This window comes from Providencia stuartii, from assembly GCF_029277985.1.
Taxonomy (GTDB): domain Bacteria; phylum Pseudomonadota; class Gammaproteobacteria; order Enterobacterales; family Enterobacteriaceae; genus Providencia; species Providencia zhejiangensis.
Genome location: NZ_CP119547.1, coordinates 105345 through 127087, shown reverse-complemented (window position 1 = coordinate 127087; position 21743 = coordinate 105345). Strand labels below are relative to the sequence as shown.

At 53.4% G+C, this 21743-nt stretch carries 20 protein-coding genes and 1 pseudogene; 5 read left to right on the top strand and 16 right to left on the bottom strand.

Going from position 1 to position 21743, the window contains the following annotated elements:
* Nucleotides 1–54 precede the first annotated feature (54 nt).
* The 3 genes from P2E05_RS20820 to P2E05_RS20810 all read right to left on the bottom strand — a co-directional run bounded on the left by P2E05_RS20820 (nt 55) and on the right by P2E05_RS20810 (nt 3181).
* Nucleotides 55–1596: an IS91-like element ISCR1 family transposase gene (locus tag P2E05_RS20820; RefSeq protein WP_000050481.1), complete on the bottom strand. Its 1542-nt coding sequence runs from the start codon at nt 1594–1596 to the stop codon at nt 55–57.
* Between the two features lie 404 nt (nt 1597–2000).
* Nucleotides 2001–2840 carry a sulfonamide-resistant dihydropteroate synthase Sul1 gene (gene sul1, locus P2E05_RS20815; RefSeq protein WP_000259031.1) on the bottom strand — a complete coding sequence of 280 codons (840 nt, stop codon included), beginning with the start codon at nt 2838–2840 and terminating at the stop codon, nt 2001–2003.
* Nucleotides 2834–3181, bottom strand: a complete 348-nt coding sequence (locus tag P2E05_RS20810) for a quaternary ammonium compound efflux SMR transporter QacE delta 1 (protein WP_000679427.1) — start codon at nt 3179–3181, stop codon at nt 2834–2836. Before P2E05_RS20810 ends, sul1 begins: the two co-directional genes overlap by 7 nt.
* A 687-nt stretch (nt 3182–3868) precedes the next feature.
* On the opposite strand from P2E05_RS20810, the gene ltrA reads away from it, so the two are divergent.
* A complete protein-coding gene (gene ltrA / locus P2E05_RS20805; protein WP_058799734.1) occupies nt 3869–5215 on the top strand; it encodes a group II intron reverse transcriptase/maturase in 1347 nt (448 codons plus the stop codon).
* Nucleotides 5216–5317: 102 nt separating this feature from the next.
* Here the strand turns inward: ltrA and qacE are convergent, their stop codons facing one another.
* Nucleotides 5318–5650, bottom strand: a complete 333-nt coding sequence (gene qacE, locus P2E05_RS20800) for a quaternary ammonium compound efflux SMR transporter QacE (RefSeq protein ID WP_053515552.1) — start codon at nt 5648–5650, stop codon at nt 5318–5320.
* Nucleotides 5651–5894: 244 nt separating this feature from the next.
* On the opposite strand from qacE, the gene intI1 reads away from it, so the two are divergent.
* The 4 genes from intI1 (at nt 5895) to P2E05_RS20780 (ending at nt 11820) form a co-directional block, all read left to right on the top strand.
* Nucleotides 5895–6908, top strand: coding sequence for a class 1 integron integrase IntI1 (gene intI1, locus P2E05_RS20795; protein ID WP_000845039.1), 1014 nt, complete (start codon nt 5895–5897; stop codon nt 6906–6908).
* Nucleotides 6909–7204: 296 nt separating this feature from the next.
* A complete protein-coding gene (locus tag P2E05_RS20790; RefSeq protein WP_001162012.1) occupies nt 7205–7762 on the top strand; it encodes a recombinase family protein in 558 nt (185 codons plus the stop codon).
* Nucleotides 7763–7764: 2 nt separating this feature from the next.
* Nucleotides 7765–10737: a Tn3 family transposase gene (locus P2E05_RS20785; protein ID WP_001138073.1), complete on the top strand. Its 2973-nt coding sequence runs from the start codon at nt 7765–7767 to the stop codon at nt 10735–10737.
* Nucleotides 10738–10815: 78 nt separating this feature from the next.
* Nucleotides 10816–11820, top strand: coding sequence for an IS110-like element IS5075 family transposase (locus P2E05_RS20780; protein WP_276123117.1), 1005 nt, complete (start codon nt 10816–10818; stop codon nt 11818–11820).
* A 267-nt stretch (nt 11821–12087) separates the two neighbouring features.
* On the opposite strand, the pseudogene P2E05_RS20775 reads toward P2E05_RS20780, so the two are convergent.
* The 12 genes and pseudogenes from P2E05_RS20775 to P2E05_RS20720 all read right to left on the bottom strand — a co-directional run.
* Nucleotides 12088–14940: pseudogene (locus P2E05_RS20775) on the bottom strand (DUF6531 domain-containing protein); the annotation flags it as partial.
* Between the two features lie 240 nt (nt 14941–15180).
* A complete protein-coding gene (locus P2E05_RS20770) occupies nt 15181–15906 on the bottom strand; it encodes a hypothetical protein (protein ID WP_000988732.1) in 726 nt (241 codons plus the stop codon).
* A 113-nt stretch (nt 15907–16019) separates the two neighbouring features.
* Nucleotides 16020–16394 carry a hypothetical protein gene (locus P2E05_RS20765; RefSeq protein WP_000868821.1) on the bottom strand — a complete coding sequence of 125 codons (375 nt, stop codon included), beginning with the start codon at nt 16392–16394 and terminating at the stop codon, nt 16020–16022.
* A 120-nt stretch (nt 16395–16514) separates the two neighbouring features.
* Nucleotides 16515–16631 (bottom strand): hypothetical protein, encoded by a 117-nt coding sequence (locus P2E05_RS20760; RefSeq protein ID WP_000338626.1) that lies wholly within the window; start codon nt 16629–16631, stop codon nt 16515–16517.
* A 9-nt stretch (nt 16632–16640) separates the two neighbouring features.
* Entirely contained in the window at nt 16641–16880 is a 240-nt protein-coding gene (locus tag P2E05_RS20755) for a permease (RefSeq protein WP_000714162.1), read from the bottom strand.
* 72 nt (nt 16881–16952) lie between these two features.
* Nucleotides 16953–17231: a hypothetical protein gene (locus P2E05_RS20750; protein WP_000268337.1), complete on the bottom strand. Its 279-nt coding sequence runs from the start codon at nt 17229–17231 to the stop codon at nt 16953–16955.
* Nucleotides 17218–18945: a DUF7146 domain-containing protein gene (locus P2E05_RS20745; protein WP_000122923.1), complete on the bottom strand. Its 1728-nt coding sequence runs from the start codon at nt 18943–18945 to the stop codon at nt 17218–17220. Before P2E05_RS20745 ends, P2E05_RS20750 begins: the two co-directional genes overlap by 14 nt.
* A gap of 177 nt (nt 18946–19122) precedes the next feature.
* Nucleotides 19123–19509 carry a hypothetical protein gene (locus P2E05_RS20740; protein WP_001077335.1) on the bottom strand — a complete coding sequence of 129 codons (387 nt, stop codon included), beginning with the start codon at nt 19507–19509 and terminating at the stop codon, nt 19123–19125.
* A gap of 106 nt (nt 19510–19615) precedes the next feature.
* Complete coding sequence (locus tag P2E05_RS20735) at nt 19616–19762, bottom strand: hypothetical protein (RefSeq protein WP_276123116.1); 147 nt, start codon at nt 19760–19762, stop codon at nt 19616–19618.
* A 204-nt stretch (nt 19763–19966) separates the two neighbouring features.
* Nucleotides 19967–20818 carry a hypothetical protein gene (locus P2E05_RS20730; RefSeq protein ID WP_000595210.1) on the bottom strand — a complete coding sequence of 284 codons (852 nt, stop codon included), beginning with the start codon at nt 20816–20818 and terminating at the stop codon, nt 19967–19969.
* A 74-nt stretch (nt 20819–20892) separates the two neighbouring features.
* Nucleotides 20893–21450 (bottom strand): hypothetical protein, encoded by a 558-nt coding sequence (locus tag P2E05_RS20725; RefSeq protein ID WP_000064432.1) that lies wholly within the window; start codon nt 21448–21450, stop codon nt 20893–20895.
* Nucleotides 21451–21523: 73 nt separating this feature from the next.
* Nucleotides 21524–21742: a hypothetical protein gene (locus tag P2E05_RS20720; RefSeq protein WP_000260293.1), complete on the bottom strand. Its 219-nt coding sequence runs from the start codon at nt 21740–21742 to the stop codon at nt 21524–21526.
* Between the last annotated feature and the right edge of the window lies 1 nt (nt 21743).

Below are 21743 nucleotides of genomic sequence, written 5' to 3'. Positions count from 1 at the left end.
CCCACCGCCCCGTTTAAAAGTTGGCAGTGTTGAGCAGTGTTGGATTTGGGGTCGTCAGTCAAAGAGACGACTCTGTGATGGATCGAACAGGCTGGGAGTCAGTGGCGGCGCTCGTTCTGGTGGCAGCTCACGCTGCTTGGCGGCATTCGCCTTGGCTGTTTTCTGTTTCAGATGCTTGAGAATCTGCTCAATGACCTTCGGATCTTCGATGCTGGCAATCACTTTGACGTGACCGCCGCAGTGTTCGCAGACTTCAATATCAATATTGAAGACTCGCTTGAGGCGTTGCATCCAGGTCATGGCGCGGTGGCGCTCTGCAGGACTCTTGTCACGCCAGTTAGTATCGAGACCTTCCGATTTGTCGGGCTTCTTGCCCCGCTTGGCGGGTGTTACTTGAACTCGGTGTTTGCTGTTCGGTGCAAAGACGCCGTGGAAGCGTGTGAGGTTGACTCGCGGCTTAGGTACCAACGCAGCGAGTTTGGCGATGAAGTCCAGCGGCTCGAAGATCACATGGGTGGTGCCATTGCGGTACGGAGTTTTGAGCTCGTAACGCACCTGCCCATTGGCGGTTAATGCCAGACGTTTTTCTGAAACCGCTGGCCGACTAATGTAGCGACACAAGCGCTCAAGCTTATCCCGCTGATGCGCTTCGGCCATCACACCGGCGTGTAGCGAGAAACCAGCATGGTTGGCTACTCGACTGCTTGAGTCGGCTTTATCCTCACGCCCTGGCAAGGTTTGCAGGGTGAAGACTTTGCGCCCTTGCTGGGGGCCGACGGCAATGCGATACGTAACCGAAGCACCATGTAATTGAGTCAGCGTATCGTCTTCGCCCTCTTCCAGTGTCAACCACGTATTCTCGGCATCACGCTCCAAAATCCCACGCTTTTCCATGCAGCGAGCGATGCGATGGCTGAGGGTGTGAGCGAGCGTATTCAGCTCATCGTAAGTGGGTGCCTTGACACGATGGAAGCGTTGCTTGCCATAGTCATCTTCGGCATAGACACCATCGAGAAACAGCATGTGGTAGTGGACATTGAGATTTAGCGCGGAGCCAAAGCGTTGGATAAGAGTCACTGAGCCAGTTTGTGCAGAGGCTTTGGTGTAACCGGCTTTTTTGATCAGATGAGTTGAGAGTGTACGATAGACGATACTCAAGACCTGGCCCATCAGCTGGGGATGGCGAGCCAGCAAAAAGCGTAGCTGGAAAGGAAAGCTGAGCACCCACTGGCGAATGGGCTCCTTGGGGAAGACTTCGTCTATCAGCAGCGCCGCACTCTCGGCCATCCGGCGGGCACCGCAGCTAGGGCAAAAGCCGCGTCGTTTACAGCTGAAGGCGACCAGACGCTCGTGATGACAATCCTCGCAGCGAACCCGCATGAAACCATACTCCAGACGGCCACATTGGAGGAGGTCGTTGAATTCTTGTTGGATGTAGCGAGGCAGGTGTTGACCTTGGGCTTCGAGTGAGGCTTTGAAGGCTGGGTAGTGCTGCTCAACCAGCTGGTAGAGCAGCGTCTGGTCGGGTTGGTGGCGTTCGTAACCGTTTGTTTGAGTGGGCGATTGACTCGCCGTGGCGTTCCTTGCCAGCGACATGGGTATCCTCCGCTGATACTGTGGTTATGTACAGTATCAGCGGCTTGCGTTCAGACGTCCAGTCTGGCCCTAGACATCGCTAAATGCTTAACCCGCAATAGCCCTCACGAGTTGTTATCAGCCACTACCGGTTGAGCGAGAAGGTTTTGGGTTCAGGGTGCTATTGCTCCACCAATCACAATACTGAAGCCCCAACTGTTATCAGTTGGGGCTTTTTCTTGTCTGTTTGCGGCGGTTGCGTTTTATCGGTAGTCGTCGAGCTCTGCACCATCCCACATAAGAGCTTAACGGTGCGATCTTCAACGCCATCACACAAAACTTTCTTTTTCACGCACAGTCAACTTATTGGATGTTTTATTAACAACCCAAAAGGAGATATTTAGCGGGCGGCCGGAAGGTGAATGCTAGGCATGATCTAACCCTCGGTCTCTGGCGTCGCGACTGCGAAATTTCGCGAGGGTTTCCGAGAAGGTGATTGCGCTTCGCAGATCTCCAGGCGCGTGGGTGCGGACGTAGTCAGCGCCATTGCCGATCGCGTGAAGTTCCGCCGCAAGGCTCGCTGGACCCAGATCCTTTACAGGAAGGCCAACGGTGGCGCCCAAGAAGGATTTCCGCGACACCGAGACCAATAGCGGAAGCCCCAACGCCGACTTCAGCTTTTGAAGGTTCGACAGCACGTGCAGCGATGTTTCCGGTGCGGGGCTCAAGAAAAATCCCATCCCCGGATCGAGGATGAGCCGGTCGGCAGCGACCCCGCTCCGTCGCAAGGCGGAAACCCGCGCCTCGAAGAACCGCACAATCTCGTCGAGCGCGTCTTCGGGTCGAAGGTGACCGGTGCGGGTGGCGATGCCATCCCGCTGCGCTGAGTGCATAACCACCAGCCTGCAGTCCGCCTCAGCAATATCGGGATAGAGCGCAGGGTCAGGAAATCCTTGGATATCGTTCAGGTAGCCCACGCCGCGCTTGAGCGCATAGCGCTGGGTTTCCGGTTGGAAGCTGTCGATTGAAACACGGTGCATCTGATCGGACAGGGCGTCTAAGAGCGGCGCAATACGTCTGATCTCATCGGCCGGCGATACAGGCCTCGCGTCCGGATGGCTGGCGGCCGGTCCGACATCCACGACGTCTGATCCGACTCGCAGCATTTCGATCGCCGCGGTGACAGCGCCGGCGGGGTCTAGCCGCCGGCTCTCATCGAAGAAGGAGTCCTCGGTGAGATTCAGAATGCCGAACACCGTCACCATGGCGTCGGCCTCCGCAGCGACTTCCACGATGGGGATCGGGCGAGCAAAAAGGCAGCAATTATGAGCCCCATACCTACAAAGCCCCACGCATCAAGCTTTTGCCCATGAAGCAACCAGGCAATGGCTGTAATTATGACGACGCCGAGTCCCGACCAGACTGCATAAGCAACACCGACAGGGATGGATTTCAGAACCAGAGAAAGAAAATAAAATGCGATGCCATAACCGATTATGACAACGGCGGAAGGGGCAAGCTTAGTAAAGCCCTCGCTAGATTTTAATGCGGATGTTGCGATTACTTCGCCAACTATTGCGATAACAAGAAAAAGCCAGCCTTTCATGATATATCTCCCAATTTGTGTAGGGCTTATTATGCACGCTTAAAAATAATAAAAGCAGACTTGACCTGATAGTTTGGCTGTGAGCAATTATGTGCTTAGTGCATCTAACGCCGGAGTTAAGCCGCCGCGCGTAGCGCGGTCGGCTTGAACGAATTGTGTACGCCCAGCATGGGCATGAACTAATGAGGTGAAAGTCCTCTGTAGGAAGATCACCGTTACTCTTTCTAAAAGAGAATAACATACTGTTATTAAACGTTAACTACTAGCGAATGGCAAGGGCTTAATCGCGAGGTTTGGTCTGGAGGAAGCCGCTAGCAAATTTGCGAGCTGATGAACAAGAACATCATATGAGGCGTAGGCTAGAGGTGAGTTGGCACAAGACGACGAAACCACGTGATCTAATGGCCACCGTAAATGATGCAGCAGTGCAAAGAAAGTTCATGTTCTTATCTGGGGAGATCTGCTTAACACGCGATCGGTCATTAACCAGTAAGGCTCTGGTTTATAAGTGCCTTGGCTTTTCAACTTCATCGACTGAAAAGAGCGAACCAGATGGAAACCGATAGCGCATGACGGGGTAACTTGGCATGTGATTAAGCAGAAGTCAGCAGACGGCATAGTAGCCCAACGCCCATCGTAATGGTTGGGATATGGTGAAGGCCTGAACATTTAGAAGAAGGAGGAGTCTTGTCAAACTTGTCGATACCCACTACGTCGCCAGACGATTACTATCAGCAGCGTATTGATATGCAACCGGCCTTCAACAACGATTTATTCCAACAACTGCTCGAACCTGAAAATCTACACCGAGCTTGGCGTCAAGTTAAAGCCAATAAAGGCGCTGCGGGCATCGATGGCATGACTATCGAAGCCTTCCCGCTCTGGATGCAACAAGGCGGCTGGCAACTGTGTAAATCTCAATTAGAGCGAGGTGAATACCAACCCTCAGCGGTCAGGCGCGTAGAGATCGACAAACCCGATGGCGGTAAACGCAAATTGGGGATCCCTAACGTCATTGACCGTGTGATACAGCAAGCCATTGCTCAAATACTCACGCCACTGTTTGACCCATTCTTCTCGACCAACAGCTTTGGCTTTAGGCCGAACAGAAATGCCAAACAAGCGGTACTGCAAGTAAGGGATATCATCAAACAAAAACGCAAATTTGCCGTCGATGTTGATCTGTCTAAGTTCTTTGACCGAGTTAATCATGATCTCTTGATGACTCAACTTAGAAGCAAGGTGCAGGATAAGCGTCTGTTGGCGCTTATTGGTAAATACCTTCGAGCTGGTGTGATGGTCAATGGCCAATTTGAAGCAAGCTTTGAAGGCGTGCCTCAAGGCGGCCCACTCTCGCCATTACTCTCTAACATTATGCTGGATAGTCTGGATAAAGAGCTGGAAAGCCGAGGGCATAAATTCGCCCGCTACGCGGACGACTTCATCATTTTGGTAAAGTCTATTCGAGCAGGAGAGCGGGTACTCAAGAGCATTACTCAATATCTGGCCACTAAGCTAAAACTGGCCGTTAATGAACAGAAAAGCCAAGTGGTTAAGGTCGGTCAAAGCAAGTTTCTTGGGTTTACATTTAACCGAGGAAAGATCCAGTGGCATGCTAAAACATTACGCATTTTCAAACAAAAGATGAGACGACTGACGAACCGAAATTGGGGAGTTAGTATGGGATATCAATTGTTTAAAGTGCGGCAGTACATGCAAGGCTGGATCAACTACTTTGGCATAGCCAATGCTTACCAAGGATGTGTCGATTTAGACCATTGGATCCGTCGTCGCATACGTATGTGCTACTGGCGTCAGTGGCGAAAACCACGGACTAAGGTGCAAAATTTACTTAAGCGTGGCGTCAGGATCCAAGCCGCTGTTGCTTGTGGTATCACAAGTAAAGGCCCTTGGCGTAGCTCTAAAACACCGGGGATACAGCAAGCACTGAGTAATGAGTATCTGAAGAAAGCAGGATTATATTCACTAAGAGATGGATGGATCGCAGTTCATTATCCTAACCAGAAAGTTTAGTTAAGGGTTCTAAATGAACCGCCCTGTGCGGAGCCGCATGCAGGGTGGTGTGGGGGCTGGAGGTTAGATACCTCCGGCTACCCGATTAGATGACTGAGTTTATTAGTGGGCACTTGCTTTGGAAAGCAAGTTTAAAACTACTACACCACTAACTATGAGCCCCATACCTACAAAGCCCCACGCATCAAGCTTTTGCCCATGAAGCAACCAGGCAATGGCTGTAATTATGACGACGCCGAGTCCCGACCAGAGTGCATAAGCAACACCGACAGGGATGGATTTCATAACCAGAGAAAGAAAATAAAATGCGATGCCATAACCGATTATGACAACGGCGGAAGGGGCAAGCTTAGTAAAGCCCTCGCTAGATTTTAATGCGGATGTTGCGATTACTTCGCCAACTATTGCGATAACAAGAAAAAGCCAGCCTTTCATGATATATCTCCCAATTTGTGTAGGGCTTATTATGCACGCTTAAAAATAATAAAACCAGACTTGACCTGATAGTTTGGCTGTGAGCAATTATGTGCTTAGTGCATCTAACTTTGTTTTAGGGCGACTGCCCTGCTGCGTAACATCGTTGCTGCTCCATAACATCAAACATCGACCCACGGCGTAACGCGCTTGCTGCTTGGATGCCCGAGGCATAGACTGTACAAAAAAACAGTCATAACAAGCCATGAAAACCGCCACTGCGCCGTTACCACCGCTGCGTTCGGTCAAGGTTCTGGACCAGTTGCGTGAGCGCATACGCTACTTGCATTACAGCTTACCAACCGAACAGGCTTATGTCCACTGGGTTCGTGCCTTCATCCGTTTCCACGGTGTGCGTCACCCGGCAACCTTGGGCAGCAGCGAAGTCGAGGCATTTCTGTCCTGGCTGGCGAACGAGCGCAAGGTTTCGGTCTCCACGCATCGTCAGGCATTGGCGGCCTTGCTGTTCTTCTACGGCAAGGTGCTGTGCACGGATCTGCCCTGGCTTCAGGAGATCGGAAGACCTCGGCCGTCGCGGCGCTTGCCGGTGGTGCTGACCCCGGATGAAGTGGTTCGCATCCTCGGTTTTCTGGAAGGCGAGCATCGTTTGTTCGCCCAGCTTCTGTATGGAACGGGCATGCGGATCAGTGAGGGTTTGCAACTGCGGGTCAAGGATCTGGATTTCGATCACGGCACGATCATCGTGCGGGAGGGCAAGGGCTCCAAGGATCGGGCCTTGATGTTACCCGAGAGCTTGGCACCCAGCCTGCGCGAGCAGCTGTCGCGTGCACGGGCATGGTGGCTGAAGGACCAGGCCGAGGGCCGCAGCGGCGTTGCGCTTCCCGACGCCCTTGAGCGGAAGTATCCGCGCGCCGGGCATTCCTGGCCGTGGTTCTGGGTTTTTGCGCAGCACACGCATTCGACCGATCCACGGAGCGGTGTCGTGCGTCGCCATCACATGTATGACCAGACCTTTCAGCGCGCCTTCAAACGTGCCGTAGAACAAGCAGGCATCACGAAGCCCGCCACACCGCACACCCTCCGCCACTCGTTCGCGACGGCCTTGCTCCGCAGCGGTTACGACATTCGAACCGTGCAGGATCTGCTCGGCCATTCCGACGTCTCTACGACGATGATTTACACGCATGTGCTGAAAGTTGGCGGTGCCGGAGTGCGCTCACCGCTTGATGCGCTGCCGCCCCTCACTAGTGAGAGGTAGGGCAGCGCAAGTCAATCCTGGCGGATTCACTACCCCTGCGCGAAGGCCATCGGTGCCGCATCGAACGGCCGGTTGCGGAAAGTCCTCCCTGCGTCCGCTGATGGCCGGCAGCAGCCCGTCGTTGCCTGATGGATCCAACCCCTCCGCTGCTATAGTGCAGTCGGCTTCTGACGTTCAGTGCAGCCGTCTTCTGAAAACGACAAACGATGTCAGAATAGAGTTAAATTTCCTATTGATTGACATATTCCGTCAAAGGTAATAGATTTCATCCTGACACTTTTGCCTTTGGAGGCATCTTGCAAGGTCAACGCATCGGCTATGTCCGCGTCAGCAGCTTCGACCAGAACCCGGAACGGCAATTGGAGGGTGTTCAGGTGGCGCGGGTGTTCACCGACAAGGCTTCTGGCAAGGACACCCAGCGTCCCGAGCTGGAAAGGCTGCTGGCCTTCGTCCGCGAGGGCGACACCGTGGTGGTGCATAGCATGGACAGGCTGGCACGCAACCTTGATGACCTGCGCCGCATCGTCCAAGGGCTGACACAACGGGGCGTGCGCATGGAGTTCGTCAAAGAAGGGCTGAAGTTCACCGGCGAGGACTCACCGATGGCCAATCTGATGCTGTCGGTCATGGGAGCCTTCGCTGAGTTCGAGCGCGCCCTGATCCGCGAACGTCAGCGCGAGGGAATCGTGCTGGCCAAGCAGCGCGGTGCCTACCGGGGACGAAAGAAATCGCTGAACAGCGAACAAATTGCCGAGTTGAAACGGCGAGTTGCGGCAGGCGACCAAAAAACCTTGGTGGCCCGTGACTTCGGCATCAGCCGCGAAACCTTGTACCAGTACCTGCGGGAAGACTGACCATGCCACGCCGCTCAATCCTGTCCGCCACCGAGCGCGAAAGCCTGCTGGCACTGCCAGATGCCAAAGACGAACTGATACGGCACTACACGTTCAACGAAACCGACCTGTCGGTGATCCGTCAGCGTCGCGGCGCCGCGAATCGATTGGGCTTCGCTGTGCAGCTTTGCTACTTGCGATTCCCTGGCACCTTTTTGGGCGTCGATGAGCCTCCGTTTCCGCCCCTGTTGCGCATGGTGGCCGCGCAACTCAAGATGCCAGTGGAAAGTTGGAGCGAGTACGGCCAGCGCGAACAGACACGGCGGGAGCACTTGGTCGAGCTGCAAACGGTTTTTGGGTTCAAGCCCTTCACCATGAGCCACTATCGGCAAGCCGTGCATACATTGACCGAGCTGGCCTTGCAGACCGACAAAGGCATCGTGCTGGCGAGCGCACTTGTCGAGAATCTGCGGCGGCAGAGCATTATCCTGCCCGCCATGAATGCCATCGAGCGCGCAAGCGCCGAGGCCATCACCCGTGCCAACCGACGCATTTACGCGGCGCTGACCGATTCTTTGTTATCACCCCACCGTCAGCGCCTGGACGAACTTCTCAAGCGCAAGGACGGCAGTAAAGTGACGTGGCTGGCATGGCTGCGCCAGTCGCCTGCCAAACCGAACTCTCGCCACATGCTCGAACATATTGAGCGCCTGAAATCCTGGCAAGCACTTGATCTGCCCGCAGGCATCGAGCGGCAGGTTCACCAGAACCGCCTGCTCAAAATCGCTCGTGAAGGTGGCCAGATGACGCCTGCTGATCTGGCAAAGTTCGAGGTGCAACGACGCTATGCCACGCTGGTAGCGCTGGCCATCGAAGGCATGGCCACCGTCACCGATGAAATCATCGACCTTCACGATCGCATCATCGGCAAGCTGTTCAACGCGGCCAAGAACAAGCATCAGCAGCAGTTCCAGGCTTCCGGCAAGGCGATCAACGACAAGGTGCGGATGTATGGGCGCATCGGTCAAGCGTTGATTGAGGCCAAGCAAAGCGGCAGCGATCCGTTCGCCGCCATCGAGGCCGTTATGCCCTGGGACACCTTCGCCGCCAGCGTCACCGAAGCGCAAACATTGGCGCGGCCTGCCGACTTTGATTTCCTGCACCACATCGGTGAAAGCTATGCCACGCTACGCCGCTACGCGCCGCAGTTCCTGGGCGTGCTCAAATTGCGGGCTGCGCCCGCCGCCAAGGGTGTGCTCGATGCCATCGACATGCTGCGCGGCATGAACAGCGACAGCGCGCGCAAGGTGCCCGCCGATGCGCCAACCGCATTCATCAAGCCGCGCTGGGCAAAGCTGGTTCTGACCGACGACGGCATCGACCGGCGTTACTACGAGTTATGCGCCCTGTCGGAGCTGAAGAACGCGCTGCGCTCCGGTGATGTCTGGGTGCAGGGTTCTCGCCAGTTCAAGGACTTCGACGAATACCTGGTGCCGGTCGAGAAGTTCGCCACTTTGAAGCTGGCCAGCGAATTGCCGCTGGCAGTGGCCACCGACTGCGACCAATACCTGCATGACCGGTTGGAATTGTTGGAGGCGCAACTCGCCACAGTCAACCGCATGGCTGCGGCCAACGACTTACCGGATGCCATCATCACCACCGCGTCAGGCCTGAAGATCACGCCGCTGGACGCGGCAGTACCAGACGCCGCGCAAGCCATGATCGACCAGACAGCTATGCTGCTGCCGCACCTCAAAATCACCGAGTTGCTGATGGAGGTCGATGAATGGACGGGCTTCACCCGCCACTTCACACACCTGAAGACCAGCGACACGGCCAAGGACAAAACCTTGCTGTTGACGACGATCCTGGCCGACGCGATCAACCTGGGTCTGACCAAAATGGCCGAGTCCTGCCCTGGCACCACCTACGCCAAGCTGTCTTGGCTGCAAGCCTGGCACATCCGCGATGAAACCTATTCGACGGCGCTGGCCGAGCTGGTGAATGCGCAGTTTCGGCAACCCTTCGCCGGCAACTGGGGTGACGGCACCACGTCATCGTCGGACGGCCAGAACTTCAGAACCGGCAGCAAAGCAGAAAGCACTGGTCATATCAACCCGAAGTATGGAAGCAGTCCAGGACGGACTTTCTACACCCATATCTCCGACCAGTACGCGCCCTTCAGTGCCAAGGTGGTCAACGTGGGCATTCGTGATTCAACTTACGTGCTTGATGGCCTGCTGTACCACGAGTCGGACTTGCGCATCGAGGAACACTACACCGACACGGCAGGCTTCACCGATCACGTGTTTGGCTTGATGCATTTGCTGGGATTTCGCTTCGCGCCGCGTATCCGTGACTTGGGCGAAACCAAGCTATTCATCCCCAAGGGCGATGCCGCCTATGACGCGCTCAAGCCGATGATTAGCAGCGACAGGCTGAACATCAAGCAAATACGCGCCCATTGGGATGAAATTCTGCGGCTGGCCACCTCCATCAAGCAAGGCACGGTAACGGCTTCGCTGATGCTGCGCAAACTCGGCAGCTACCCGCGCCAGAACGGCTTGGCCGTGGCGTTGCGCGAGCTGGGGCGCATCGAGCGCACGCTGTTCATTTTGGATTGGCTGCAAAGCGTGGAGCTGCGCCGCCGCGTCCATGCGGGGCTGAATAAGGGCGAGGCGCGCAACGCGCTGGCCAGGGCGGTCTTCTTCTACCGATTGGGTGAAATCCGCGACCGCAGTTTTGAGCAGCAGCGCTACCGGGCCAGCGGCCTCAATCTGGTGACGGCGGCCATCGTGTTGTGGAACACGGTATATCTGGAGCGTGCCACCAGTGCTTTGCGTGGCAACGGCACGGCGCTGGACGACACATTGTTGCAATATCTGTCGCCGCTGGGGTGGGAGCACATCAACCTGACCGGCGATTACCTATGGCGCAGCAGCGCCAAGGTCGGTGCGGGGAAGTTTAGGCCATTGCGACCGCTGCCACCGGCTTAGCGTGCTTTATTTAATGAGATGGTCACTCCCTCCTTCCCAGTACTATGCTGAGGACAGGCTTTCATTCGGAGAACCATCATGGAAAACATTGCGCTTATTGGTATCGATCTGGGTAAGAACTCTTTCCATATTCATTGTCAGGATCATCGTGGGAAGGCCGTTTACCGTAAAAAATTCACCCGACCAAAGCTAATCGAATTTCTGGTGACATGCCCAGCAACAACCATCGCGATGGAAGCCTGTGGCGGTTCTCACTTTATGGCACGCAAGCTGGCAGAGTTAGGGCATTTTCCAAAGCTGATATCACCGCAATTTGTCCGCCCATTCGTTAAAAGCAACAAAAATGACTTCGTTGATGCTGAAGCTATCTGTGAAGCAGCATCACGTCCATCTATGCGTTTCGTGCAGCCCAGAACCGAATCTCAGCAGGCAATGCGAGCTCTGCATCGTGTCCGTGAATCCCTGGTTCAGGATAAGGTGAAAACAACTAATCAGATGCATGCTTTTCTGCTGGAATTTGGTATCAGCGTTCCGCGAGGTGCTGCCGTTATTAGTCGACTGAGTACCCTTCTTGAGGACAGTAGTTTGCCTCTTTATCTCAGCCAGTTACTGCTGAAATTACAACAGCATTATCACTATCTTGTTGAGCAGATTAAAGATCTGGAATCTCAGTTGAAACGAAAGTTGGACGAAGATGAGGTTGGACAGCGCTTGCTGAGTATTCCCTGCGTTGGAACGCTGACTGCCAGTACTATTTCAACTGAGATTGGCGACGGGAAGCAGTACGCCAGCAGCCGTGACTTTGCGGCGGCAACAGGGCTGGTACCCCGACAGTACAGCACGGGAGGTCGGACGACATTGTTAGGGATTAGCAAGCGGGGCAACAAAAAGATCCGAACTTTGTTGGTTCAGTGTGCCAGGGTATTCATACAAAAACTGGAACACCAGTCTGGCAAGTTGGCCGACTGGGTCAGGGAGTTGTTGTGTCGGAAAAGCAACTTTGTCGTCACCTGTGCTCTGGCAAACAAGCTGGCCAGAATAGCCTGGGCACTGACGGCGCGACAGCAAACTTACGAAGCATAAAGGCAGAAATACACCAGTTTAAACAATCATTCATCTGGTTTTGCGAATACTGATATTGATGATACAAACGGCCCACCGGCCTGTTGAGGAACCTGTAAAACGGAAAGGCTCGCTGAAGCCGTATATTTTCTGGAGGTTCATCAGGCGCGGAACTCATCGAGGCGCGGGAATAAAATCCCATTCAGACGCCGGATAGATTCAAGCAAGCCAACTTATCGTCAAAATCGGTGTTGCAAAAACGGGAGTGACCATAGATTCCGTTTTCTGAGACGACCCCAGATTGTCGTCTATGGCTGAAATCAACGAGTCTGGCGTGTACCGATAGACCAGCGAATGCACTCTAGTAGCGTCGATGCCGGTGACTCGGTAATTGAGATCCAAAGAGCGACTTTCTGAAATGCCGTTCCATCTGACCATACTGGTGACGGGGCCAAAGGGCGCTCGCTCGATCTGGCTTGCCAGGCTTGTTGTGGTGCCTGCTTGTGTCGTTGCCACCTCGATGACGTCACCGGCTAAATCACGGGTGTAGGAAACCTCACGACCACTGGGATACGTGATCTTCGTGATGAGGCCTGCACCATCGTATTGGTACTGGGTAGTAAGGCTCTGCCCGTGGGTTTCCCAGGTCTCGTAAGCCAACCATCCTTCGGGTGTATAGCCATATCTCCGGACACCGTTGCCATCATCGACTGAGGTCAAGCGGCCCATGCCGTATGGTGAGGTTGCTTCGTCGTACCCGTACAGAATTGGCGATTCGCCAGCGACACCGCTGGATGCCTCGATGATCCGGTTCAGCGCGTCGTAGCTGTAGCTTGTGGTTTGTCCCTTGGCCGTCTTGCGCGTTGCCACGTTACCGGCTTCGTCATAGGTAATGTCGGTGGTGCCGGTGTCCGGGCTCCGGACCTGAGTCACTTCGCCAAAGCCGTTGTAGCTGTAGTAGGTCAGGCGCGAACGAGGGTCGGAGACACGGTAAACATCGCCGGTATCCTTGTAGAGCACCTGCGTGACCTTCCCGAGTGGATCGGTCGTTTGTGTCCGGTGATGGAAGCCGTCGTACTTGTAGGAGTGTGTGTTACCAGAGGGACTGGTCTCCTGTATCAGGTTTGCCACCACATCGTAGGAAAACGATGACTGATTGCTATAGGCGTCGGAGACACTGGAGAGCCAGCCGATTTCGTTGAAGATCCGGCGCTCTATCCAACGGGTCTGGCCCAGCGCATCGAGCAGTCGCTCTTCTACTGGGTTCCCGAGGTCATTGAGCTCAAGCTCGCGCCGGTTGCCCTGTGCATCTGTTTCCGCCACCAGCCGATGTGCAGCGTCGTACTCATAGCTGACGGTTGCACCATTTGGCTTAGTCAGCGAGCTCAGGAGGCCCACAGCATCATAGTTGTAGGCCGTGGTTCCTTCTGGTCCAGTGGAGCTGACAAGTCTTCCTCTGGCGTCATAGGTGAGGGTTTGGGTTACACCGTTGACGCCCTGAATGGTCCCGGCGCGACCGTTCGCGTCGTAGTCACCAAACTGCATCACCTGCCCCAGCGCGTTTGTTGTCCGGATCAGGTTGCCCTGGTCATCGTAGTCAAATGTCGTAACATCGCTGACGTCGGTGCGCGGACCATCAACCGAGGCCAACAGGCTCGGCTTTCCTGTACCAACAGGGGCATAGGTGTAGGTCCATGTCCGGGAAGCGCCCGAGCTGCGATCTGTGACCTTGCGGCTTATCACCCGGAGATGAGTGTCGTAGGTAAGCTCAGTGATCCTGGTTGGTTCCGTGATTTTTGCAGGGAGCGACTTGGAAGGAAGCCAGTCGGTCGTAACCTTGCCCCCATCCTGGTCTATCTGGGTGGTTTCCAATCCCCGGTCGTTATGGGTGAACGTGCGCTTCTGTCCAGCACGATCTGTAATGCTGGAGACGAGGCCTTTGCTGTCGTAGACGTAGGTTTCCTTGCCTCCCACAAAGCCGGTACACGGCGCACCCTCAACAACATCAGGCTTGAGCATCCCGTTGTGACGGCTGTAGGTATATCGCTGAACGTGGCCGAGGGCGTTGGTGACAGAGACGCTTCCGTCAGCGTTGTAGCTTACCTGAGTCTTCTCTGCGCCCCCGGCGTGTTCACTTAGAACTGCCATCCCCTGAGCATCATATCCCCATGTGGCGAAACGGTTGCCGTTCTCGTCCACCAGCCCAGAGAGCAAACCCGGTGCATTCGGGTCATCGTAGAGATAGCTGCGGCTCGTATTGTCCTGGTAGATCACTTCCGCCAGCTTGCCAGCGCTGTTGTACTGGTACTGAATACTGCCACCAGCAGGATCGGTGACACTGACCATGCGGCCATCTTGATGCTGGAACTGGATGTTGCGGCCAAAGCCGTCAGTGATCGAGGATAGCTCTCCGTTCAGATAGCTCAGGGTGATGTGATTGCCGTTGGGCTTCTCGATGCCGGTCAGTCGTCCGGTTTCATCATAGGCCTCGACTACCCCGTCAGATTGAGTGTAACGCCAGCCGGTAGCATCCTTCGTCAAGGTATCATCGGTTTTCCATGTTGGCACCCAGACAGAGGACGAGTTGTAGAACGCGAGTTGTTGCCCTTCTGGCCGGTGCAGGACAACCATGTTCTCACCGTACTTCGAGGCGTTGACCTCGACGCTCCGCGAGTAGGTATGCCGCCAGCCGCCGAGCTCTTCATCAGGAAGGTGGCTATTGTAGTATCTGGTGAATGTGAAAGGGTCGGAGCCTCCGCTTTGATAATCCAGTTCAGCCTGGAACTTGTTGCCGGTGCCAAGATGGATAGGGTTCCCTACACACATGGTCGTTGTTGGTAAGCCGAGATCCCTGTCCAGGAACGGTGTTTTATCCATCTCACCCGGCAGAACATAGGTTGAGCGCCAGTAGACCGTAGCTGGGTCGCCAGTGCAGGTAGTGGGGTCATAATCGCCAGTAGCACCTAGATACTTAAAACAGATCCTGGAGACATAACGGCCATCACCATAACTGGCAACCGGATAAAGCGCATCCCCAACTGGCGTTCCCTTCCCTTGCTCCTCACCAGAGCGATAATTCTTCATGAAGGAATGCGCGTCTATGATGGTGTTGAAGCGCATTTTGTCTACTTCGGTGCTCACGGCTACAACCCGCCATTGTGCAAAAGCAACGCATGGCAAAGTTGCGAGCACCACAACGGCCAATGACCGCAGGTTTCGCATCAGTAAAAGGGAAGGTCTCGATCTCATTTACAGCTCCAGTTTTTATGCTGGAGCTATTTTCAGGTGGGAGAGTCGTTATCAACGACTGCGTTTTTGCCCTTTTAGGGTATGAATACGTGATTTGGAGAGGTTGTGTATTCAGAACAAATGAGAAGCAGGTTACTCATTTCGCTCAAACACTGTGACAAGAACACGTTTTTGGTTGTCGTCGTTGATCACCATCAGGTACTTGAACTTGGAATCTCTATGGCCCCAGACTTCCACGTTATCTACGCGGCCATACTTTCTGGCTTTATGGCGAGCCACTTTCTCGTCAAAGGGTTGAACCTGTAACTCTGGATGCTGGAGGCGACCAACGAGTGAGGCCCACGGTTTTTTAGGGTCTCCAGAGGTTATCCGGGCCTGATACTGATCGATGGCATGTTGAGTAACAAGGACGGGACCAATGGCCGGTGTAGAGATTTCGTCATGGGTTTGAGTATAGGCTTGCTTGTCCACATCGAGGAGCTCAACGTTGCCCTCACCCGGCTCATCCATAAACTCCATGCTCTGCGAAACTTCAATAGTAGCGCCCTTTAAACGTCCAGTGAGGCAAGCCGCAAACTTGAATGCAAACTCCTTGGTGGATTTGCCCAGCGCCAGCTTTTTAATCGCACCTTTGGATACCACCAGCTTGTAACCAGCACCAGCACCTGGCTCTCTGCAAAAAACCTGTTTGTCCAGCGCCAGATAGCGAATGGCTACGAGCTCAGCCAAAAGATCTGCCTCCTCGTTGTCAAAATCAATACGAACATCAAGGATGCCTTTCCGTTTTGTACCAACGCGCCAGAATACAAGGGCTGAATTATTAGAAGTTTTCTTCGAGACAGTAGTCAGTGTCATCATGGTCTATTTCTCCATTATCGGGATAATGGTCGGCATCGCCGCCAGCACCCCTATTCGTTAGGGTTCATTTAGATGCTACCACGGGTTTTAAAAATGCAACCCCTAGTGCCACTCTATTTGTGGTCCCAAGTATTTTTATAAGCTCGGGCTAGGCGTTTCTCTATCACTTCTGACAAATTGCAACCATCGACTTCTGCCAACCGCTTCAAAATCCTGTGGGCTTTATCGCTTATAGTTATGCTTTTACCAACACCATATCCCCTTCTGCGACGTTGCCTAATTGATGTCCCGAGTTTATTGATTTGCTCTGCTGTCAGATATTTATTAATCCATTCAGTGAGTTCTGATGGTGATCGCCCCATGCTGTTCAGGCTGTCCACGGCTTCAAGTTTCTTATCGAATGGGACGTCACGCCAGAAAGCTGGGCGCGAAGCAGCTCTGAGGAGATAGATCGCCGTAGCCTGAGCATCTTCATTGGATACTTTCAAAAAAACACCTTTACCGTTACATGTCACACCAACTTCATCGTGACATGTAACACTTCAAACTGCAAGTATAAAAAAAGGCCAGCTATTGCTGGCCTTTACGTTCATTATCGCAGTTACTCTTTAGGCGTTGTGATGCTTTTTTTCCTTCTGTTTCTCATGGTAGAGATACAGACTGCCGCCAGTGACGACAGTGAAAAAAATGAGCAACCCCAACATGCCTAATGTGAAAGCGTCCATTTGACCCCCTTAGGAATTGCTGACCTTGGTTAAGATTATACCATAGATCCACAGGATAACCCCAATGACCAACACCAAACCGGCTTCTTTGACGGTTATAGTGTCCCCAGATACAGCCAATCCTACAATACCGACACCGATGGCTGTTACGGCGACCTTACGCAGGTCTTCACCGATAGCTCCCAGAGTCTTCTTGTCAGGAGAGAAAAGACGCACAAACCACGTCTTAATACGCAAAAACTTTTTCATGATTACCTCCATAGTTGAAGAGGAGGCGAATCATGCCCGAGAGGGCATGAACACCCCCTCAGGGTTAAAGTTTTAGGCAGACAAAGCTGTTGGCTTCGCCTTGTTCATCTTCATTGAGTTAATGATCTTCGTCGCTTCATCAGCAAACGGGCCAGTAACTTGGATAGGCTCCCTTCTTGCGAAGGAGGCTGTCACCATCATTCTCTGGCCGTGCATCAGATGACGATACCGAGACCGCATAAGCTCAACGTAGGCCGCAGAGTCCCCCTCCCACCCCTCAGGGGGAGAAAAGGGGCACACCGCGTCGTTACCAGGCGTTGTATCAACCTTCGAGACATCAATGACGGCCATACTCAGCTCTCCTTCTCGCAATGAAATCGCGCAGGTAGCGAGCATTCGGGAAACCGAGGCTTCCCTGACTCATCAGGACATCGTTCCAGTCAATCCCTTTCGCTCTGGGCGGGATCGGGAGTTTAGGCAGCAGGACGTACACACGAATGCCGCGCTTCTCCAGCTTGGCTTTCAGCACGTTCGCTGACTTCTCACCAGTCACAGACTTATCTTTGTCAGCCCAGATCAGTACGGTGTGAACACCTTCTGGAACCTCGAAGGACTCCATCAGGGTCGCATTGACCGTTGACCAAACCGGGATTTGAGTGACTCGATAAGCTGACAGGGCTGTTTCCAGCCCTTCTGCAACACCCAGGATACCCTCAGTCGGTTCACCGAGGCGGATGGCCGCGCCATTGACATCCAAACCGTCAGGAATGGGCATCATCTTCTTGGCGTTGCCGACCTTGGCTTTTTTACCGTTTTGGGTGAGATAGGTGCGGTGGAGCGTTACCAGGTTGCCTTCCACATCTCGGATAGCGCAGACGATAGCCGGGAATTTCCCAACTTCATTGCCATCTTCGTCGTAGTAGGCCATAGCCGGATTGAACCGCAGACAGTCTGTTTTTTCTACTTCATCAACCTTGAACAGAAGCTCGCGGTTTTTGAAGTACAGACGCATTGGCTCAGTCACATGACTGGAGAACGGCAAACACTCGTTCCATACCTTCTCGATTTTCTCACGGAGACGAGCACTGTAAGCGCGTTCGCGCTCCATTCTCTTCTCCATTTCTTCTTGGAGCTCAAGCAGCCAAGGCTTAGGTTGTTCACGAAACATCGGAACAACTTTCGGCTTGTTTTCGCTGCTTTGCTCTTCCGGTTGTGTGGCCGCATGTTGTACTTGCGGTGCCGGAGCTTCTACCGTGCGGTTGACCACAGGGGCCGACTCAACATGGTGACTCACCGGCTCAACACCACCGTTCGAGCGAGCGCGGAACTGCGTTACCGTAGCGCCGCGACGTTCCACCAGCCAGGTGTTGCGATGCGTTTGCATAGGTTGTTCTCTCACAACATTCCCCTGCTCGTCCTTAACTTCAACGACGACAGTTACAGGCTCGCGCCCGAGGTTTGTCATGACGATCTCATCCCCATACTTGGCTTCACTTTCACCAATGGCTCTTTCAAGATCCACGCCCCAGATGGTGCGTTCCAAACCGCTCTTGTCACGGATGAAGGCAAAGTAGCTGAGCTCGTTGTCTTCGTTATGCTCATAAGGAGCTTTACCGTGGGCAATCAGAGTACCGGCAATGGATTTTTTACGATTCTTGGAATCGAGAACCTTGTTATTCACCTTCATAGGCTCTTGCTGAACAGGCGCTTTGGCCTGGACAGGAGCTCGTGTCGGTGCAGCGGCTTGTTGATACTGGGGTTGCTCTTTCTCAACGCCCAGATAATCACCAACCTCGCTCAGGCACTGTTTAAAGTCCCAGTTATTGAGCCACATCAGCAGCTCAAAACCATCATGATTGGCACCGCATGTATTGCATACGCCGCCACCAGTCAGGTGGGCATCCTTGAACAGTCGGAAGCCATCTTTCCCGCCGTGGATAGGACAAGAAACATGACGACCAGGTTTACGGAGAGCTGGTTCAAGATGGGGCGCTAGGGCCGCCAGGATGAATAGCCAGTTTCCGTTTGCAGCTTCACGAACGGTGTCAGCTTTGTAGTAAGACATAGGTTTTCTCCTTAGCGTGAACCCCAGCATCGAGGCTTCCTTAAACCCCCGTCGCCAGGGTTTTAAGGAAACCCCGACACCGGGAGAATGTGCCAAGGAGGCTCCCCAGCCGGGGAGAACTCCCCGGCGAGGGGTTTAAAAAGGTCGCCCCCGAAACGGAGGCGAATTTTGTGAATATCACAAGCACAAATGAGTGCCATCTTCCGAGGCCATCATGATTGTGACATCTGCGGTTACAGGATCTGACTTAATCACAACCTCAGTGGGTTTGAAAAAGCCATCTACAGTGGGCATGGGGTAATAAAGACGAATCTTTCCCCAATTCTTGTTGTCGGTAAAAGCGACCTTTGTTTGAGCAACACAAAGCTGCAAAAACATGAAAAGGAAGTCTTCTACCGAGTGCTTACCATCTGCACCAAATACTCCATCGACAATTGCCGGGGTCACTGCCACATTGGTCAGGAAACCAGCTTGTTTACCGATGGAAGATTGGTCCACCAGCAGACCATCATTGATGGCTTGTTGACGGATTTGGGCGAGGTCCAATTTAGCTACTTGGTTCATAAGGTGTACTCCAAAGTTAATGGGTACACCTACCCCGTGCGGGGAAGTGTACCCGCATGGGTTATTGAAAGGTCACGGCCAAAGCCGAGCTTTAAGGTTCCGAGTTTTACGCTGGCTGAATGCGCCAAAGAACGGTCGGAGGAAACGAGTCAGCGACACGATTCACATTCGCGTAAAGAGTGTCCTTAAAGACACGCTCTAAGCGACGACCACCTTGACGATAAACCAACTTAAAGTCTTGGAATTTGTTCATGGATACCTCCAGAAATAACGGGAGGTATCTCCAGCAGGAGATAGACTCCCGCAGGGATTAATAAATTAACGTTAATTTGCTGTTTGTTTTTGGCGACCAGCTATCGCACGCTTTCGCCCTCAGGGAGGACAAAATCTGCTTACTGATGGCTTAACCATGAGTAAGAAGACTTGGGAAGTAAAGCAGGGGTTTCCCCCTGCCTTGTTATGCCGCTTTGAGGTGGCGAGAGAAAAAGTCCCTGGTTTGCTGGATAGCGCCCCGGAGAAGTTCTCGTCTGTAGCCAGCGTAGCTCTTGTCATCACTGGCAACGGTCAAGCCGTGCAGACTCTCTTCACCCAGGACAATCTCGTTTTCACGAGAGAGTACCTCAACACGTAGGCCAAGCACTCGCTCTTTCCCTTCCAGGATAGAACAAATTGTTTGGTCTCTTACTTCGTCATCCCAGTGGCCCATATCGAAATCCCGCTCAGGGAGTTCAGTAACACGCACCAGGTAGTTTTCAGTGGCCCGTTCCCAAACCACTTCATCTTCGCATGGAGAGGCCTCGATCAGCGAGTACCCGTCCGCTTCGAGCTTCTTGGAAAGACTTTTTACATCATCCGCCAGCTCCAGCACAAAGCGTTCCCAGAGGTCTTGCCAGCGCTCGACCATATCCTGGTTAATCCCTTCAATGCCGGTGCCAATCATGGAATCATCATCAGGGAAGATCCCTGTGAAGTCCACGTTGTCGTCGATGTTCATGCAGTTCCAATGGCTGTAGTGATGCCCGTGACTATTCCGAGTAATGGACAGGTCACAGGAACCATATTCGCGGAGGACAGAAAGCATATTCTCAATGTCTTTCTGTGCCATCAGGTTCTTCACGCGGCTGACAGCATCCACTTGGCCGGGCTCAGTGCTGAATAGGCGATTCATGAGAGCTTTGACGTCATCAACGCTCAAATCCCCGTAGAAGGCTACGCCATCCCCCTGGCAGTATCCGAGACTGTACTCAATCGTCAGATCATCCGGGTATCCACACTTAACCAGTTCGTTTTGAAAATGCTGTTTAATCATTGGTATCTCCTTAATTTCAGAGGGAGACACCATCCCCTCAGGGACCGATGTCCCCCGTGGGGTTAATGTTTGGGTTAAGAAGCCTTGCGGCTTAATTCAGTATCAAATCGAGGACCTTTGAGAACCGCAGTTTTCATAACCTCGAAGTTTCTTGGGTAACGCAGCTTTGAAACTGCGCCAGCTCGGATGTCGGCAGCCTCACTTGGAGAGACTAGCCTTAACCCTTCGCTGGTTTCAGCGTAGAACCAACCGGCATAACGCTCATAGGCATTCTGCTGGTACTGTTCAGTCGCCATATTCTTCCGGATCGCCTCTGTTAAGGCCTCAACAACACCGTCATCTTTCGTGATGATGTTGAAAACATGAGAGACGGTCAGGAAGTTCCCAAAGAAGCAGGCTGCCCCAAGCCAAGGCTGGAACATTTCGCCATTTCGCCCCGTCCTCACCATTGGTTCAAACGGGTATGGGCGATAACAGTGATACTGCTCAAACATCGGGTCAAGAACGTTGTCACCCAGGACATCCAGTAAAGTCTGAATGCTGTCCGGGTCTTGGCCTGCCCACTTACTCCCATTGCTGAGAATCAGTGTTTTACCGTCAGTACGCTCCAGAGCTTGTTCAAAGTTAGACATAGTGCATTCCTTTTGGTTAGGACGCACCACACCCTCTCGGGATGATGCGCCCGAGTGGGTTAGTTGAGAAGGCTTAGCCGTCAAGTCCGTAAATTACGGCGGAGCCGGGCTCCATCTCGACAACTTGTGCGCTTCCTTCTTCTATCAGCTCCTGCATGTAACCAGACTCAGCATCCGGATTACGTTCGCAGTGTTCGTCCCAGCGTTTCAAAAGCCCTTCTGTGGCTTGTCCGTGGGTCTCACCAAGGCCGATAAACTCATAGTGTCCTGTGTTTACGATGATCACCACCATA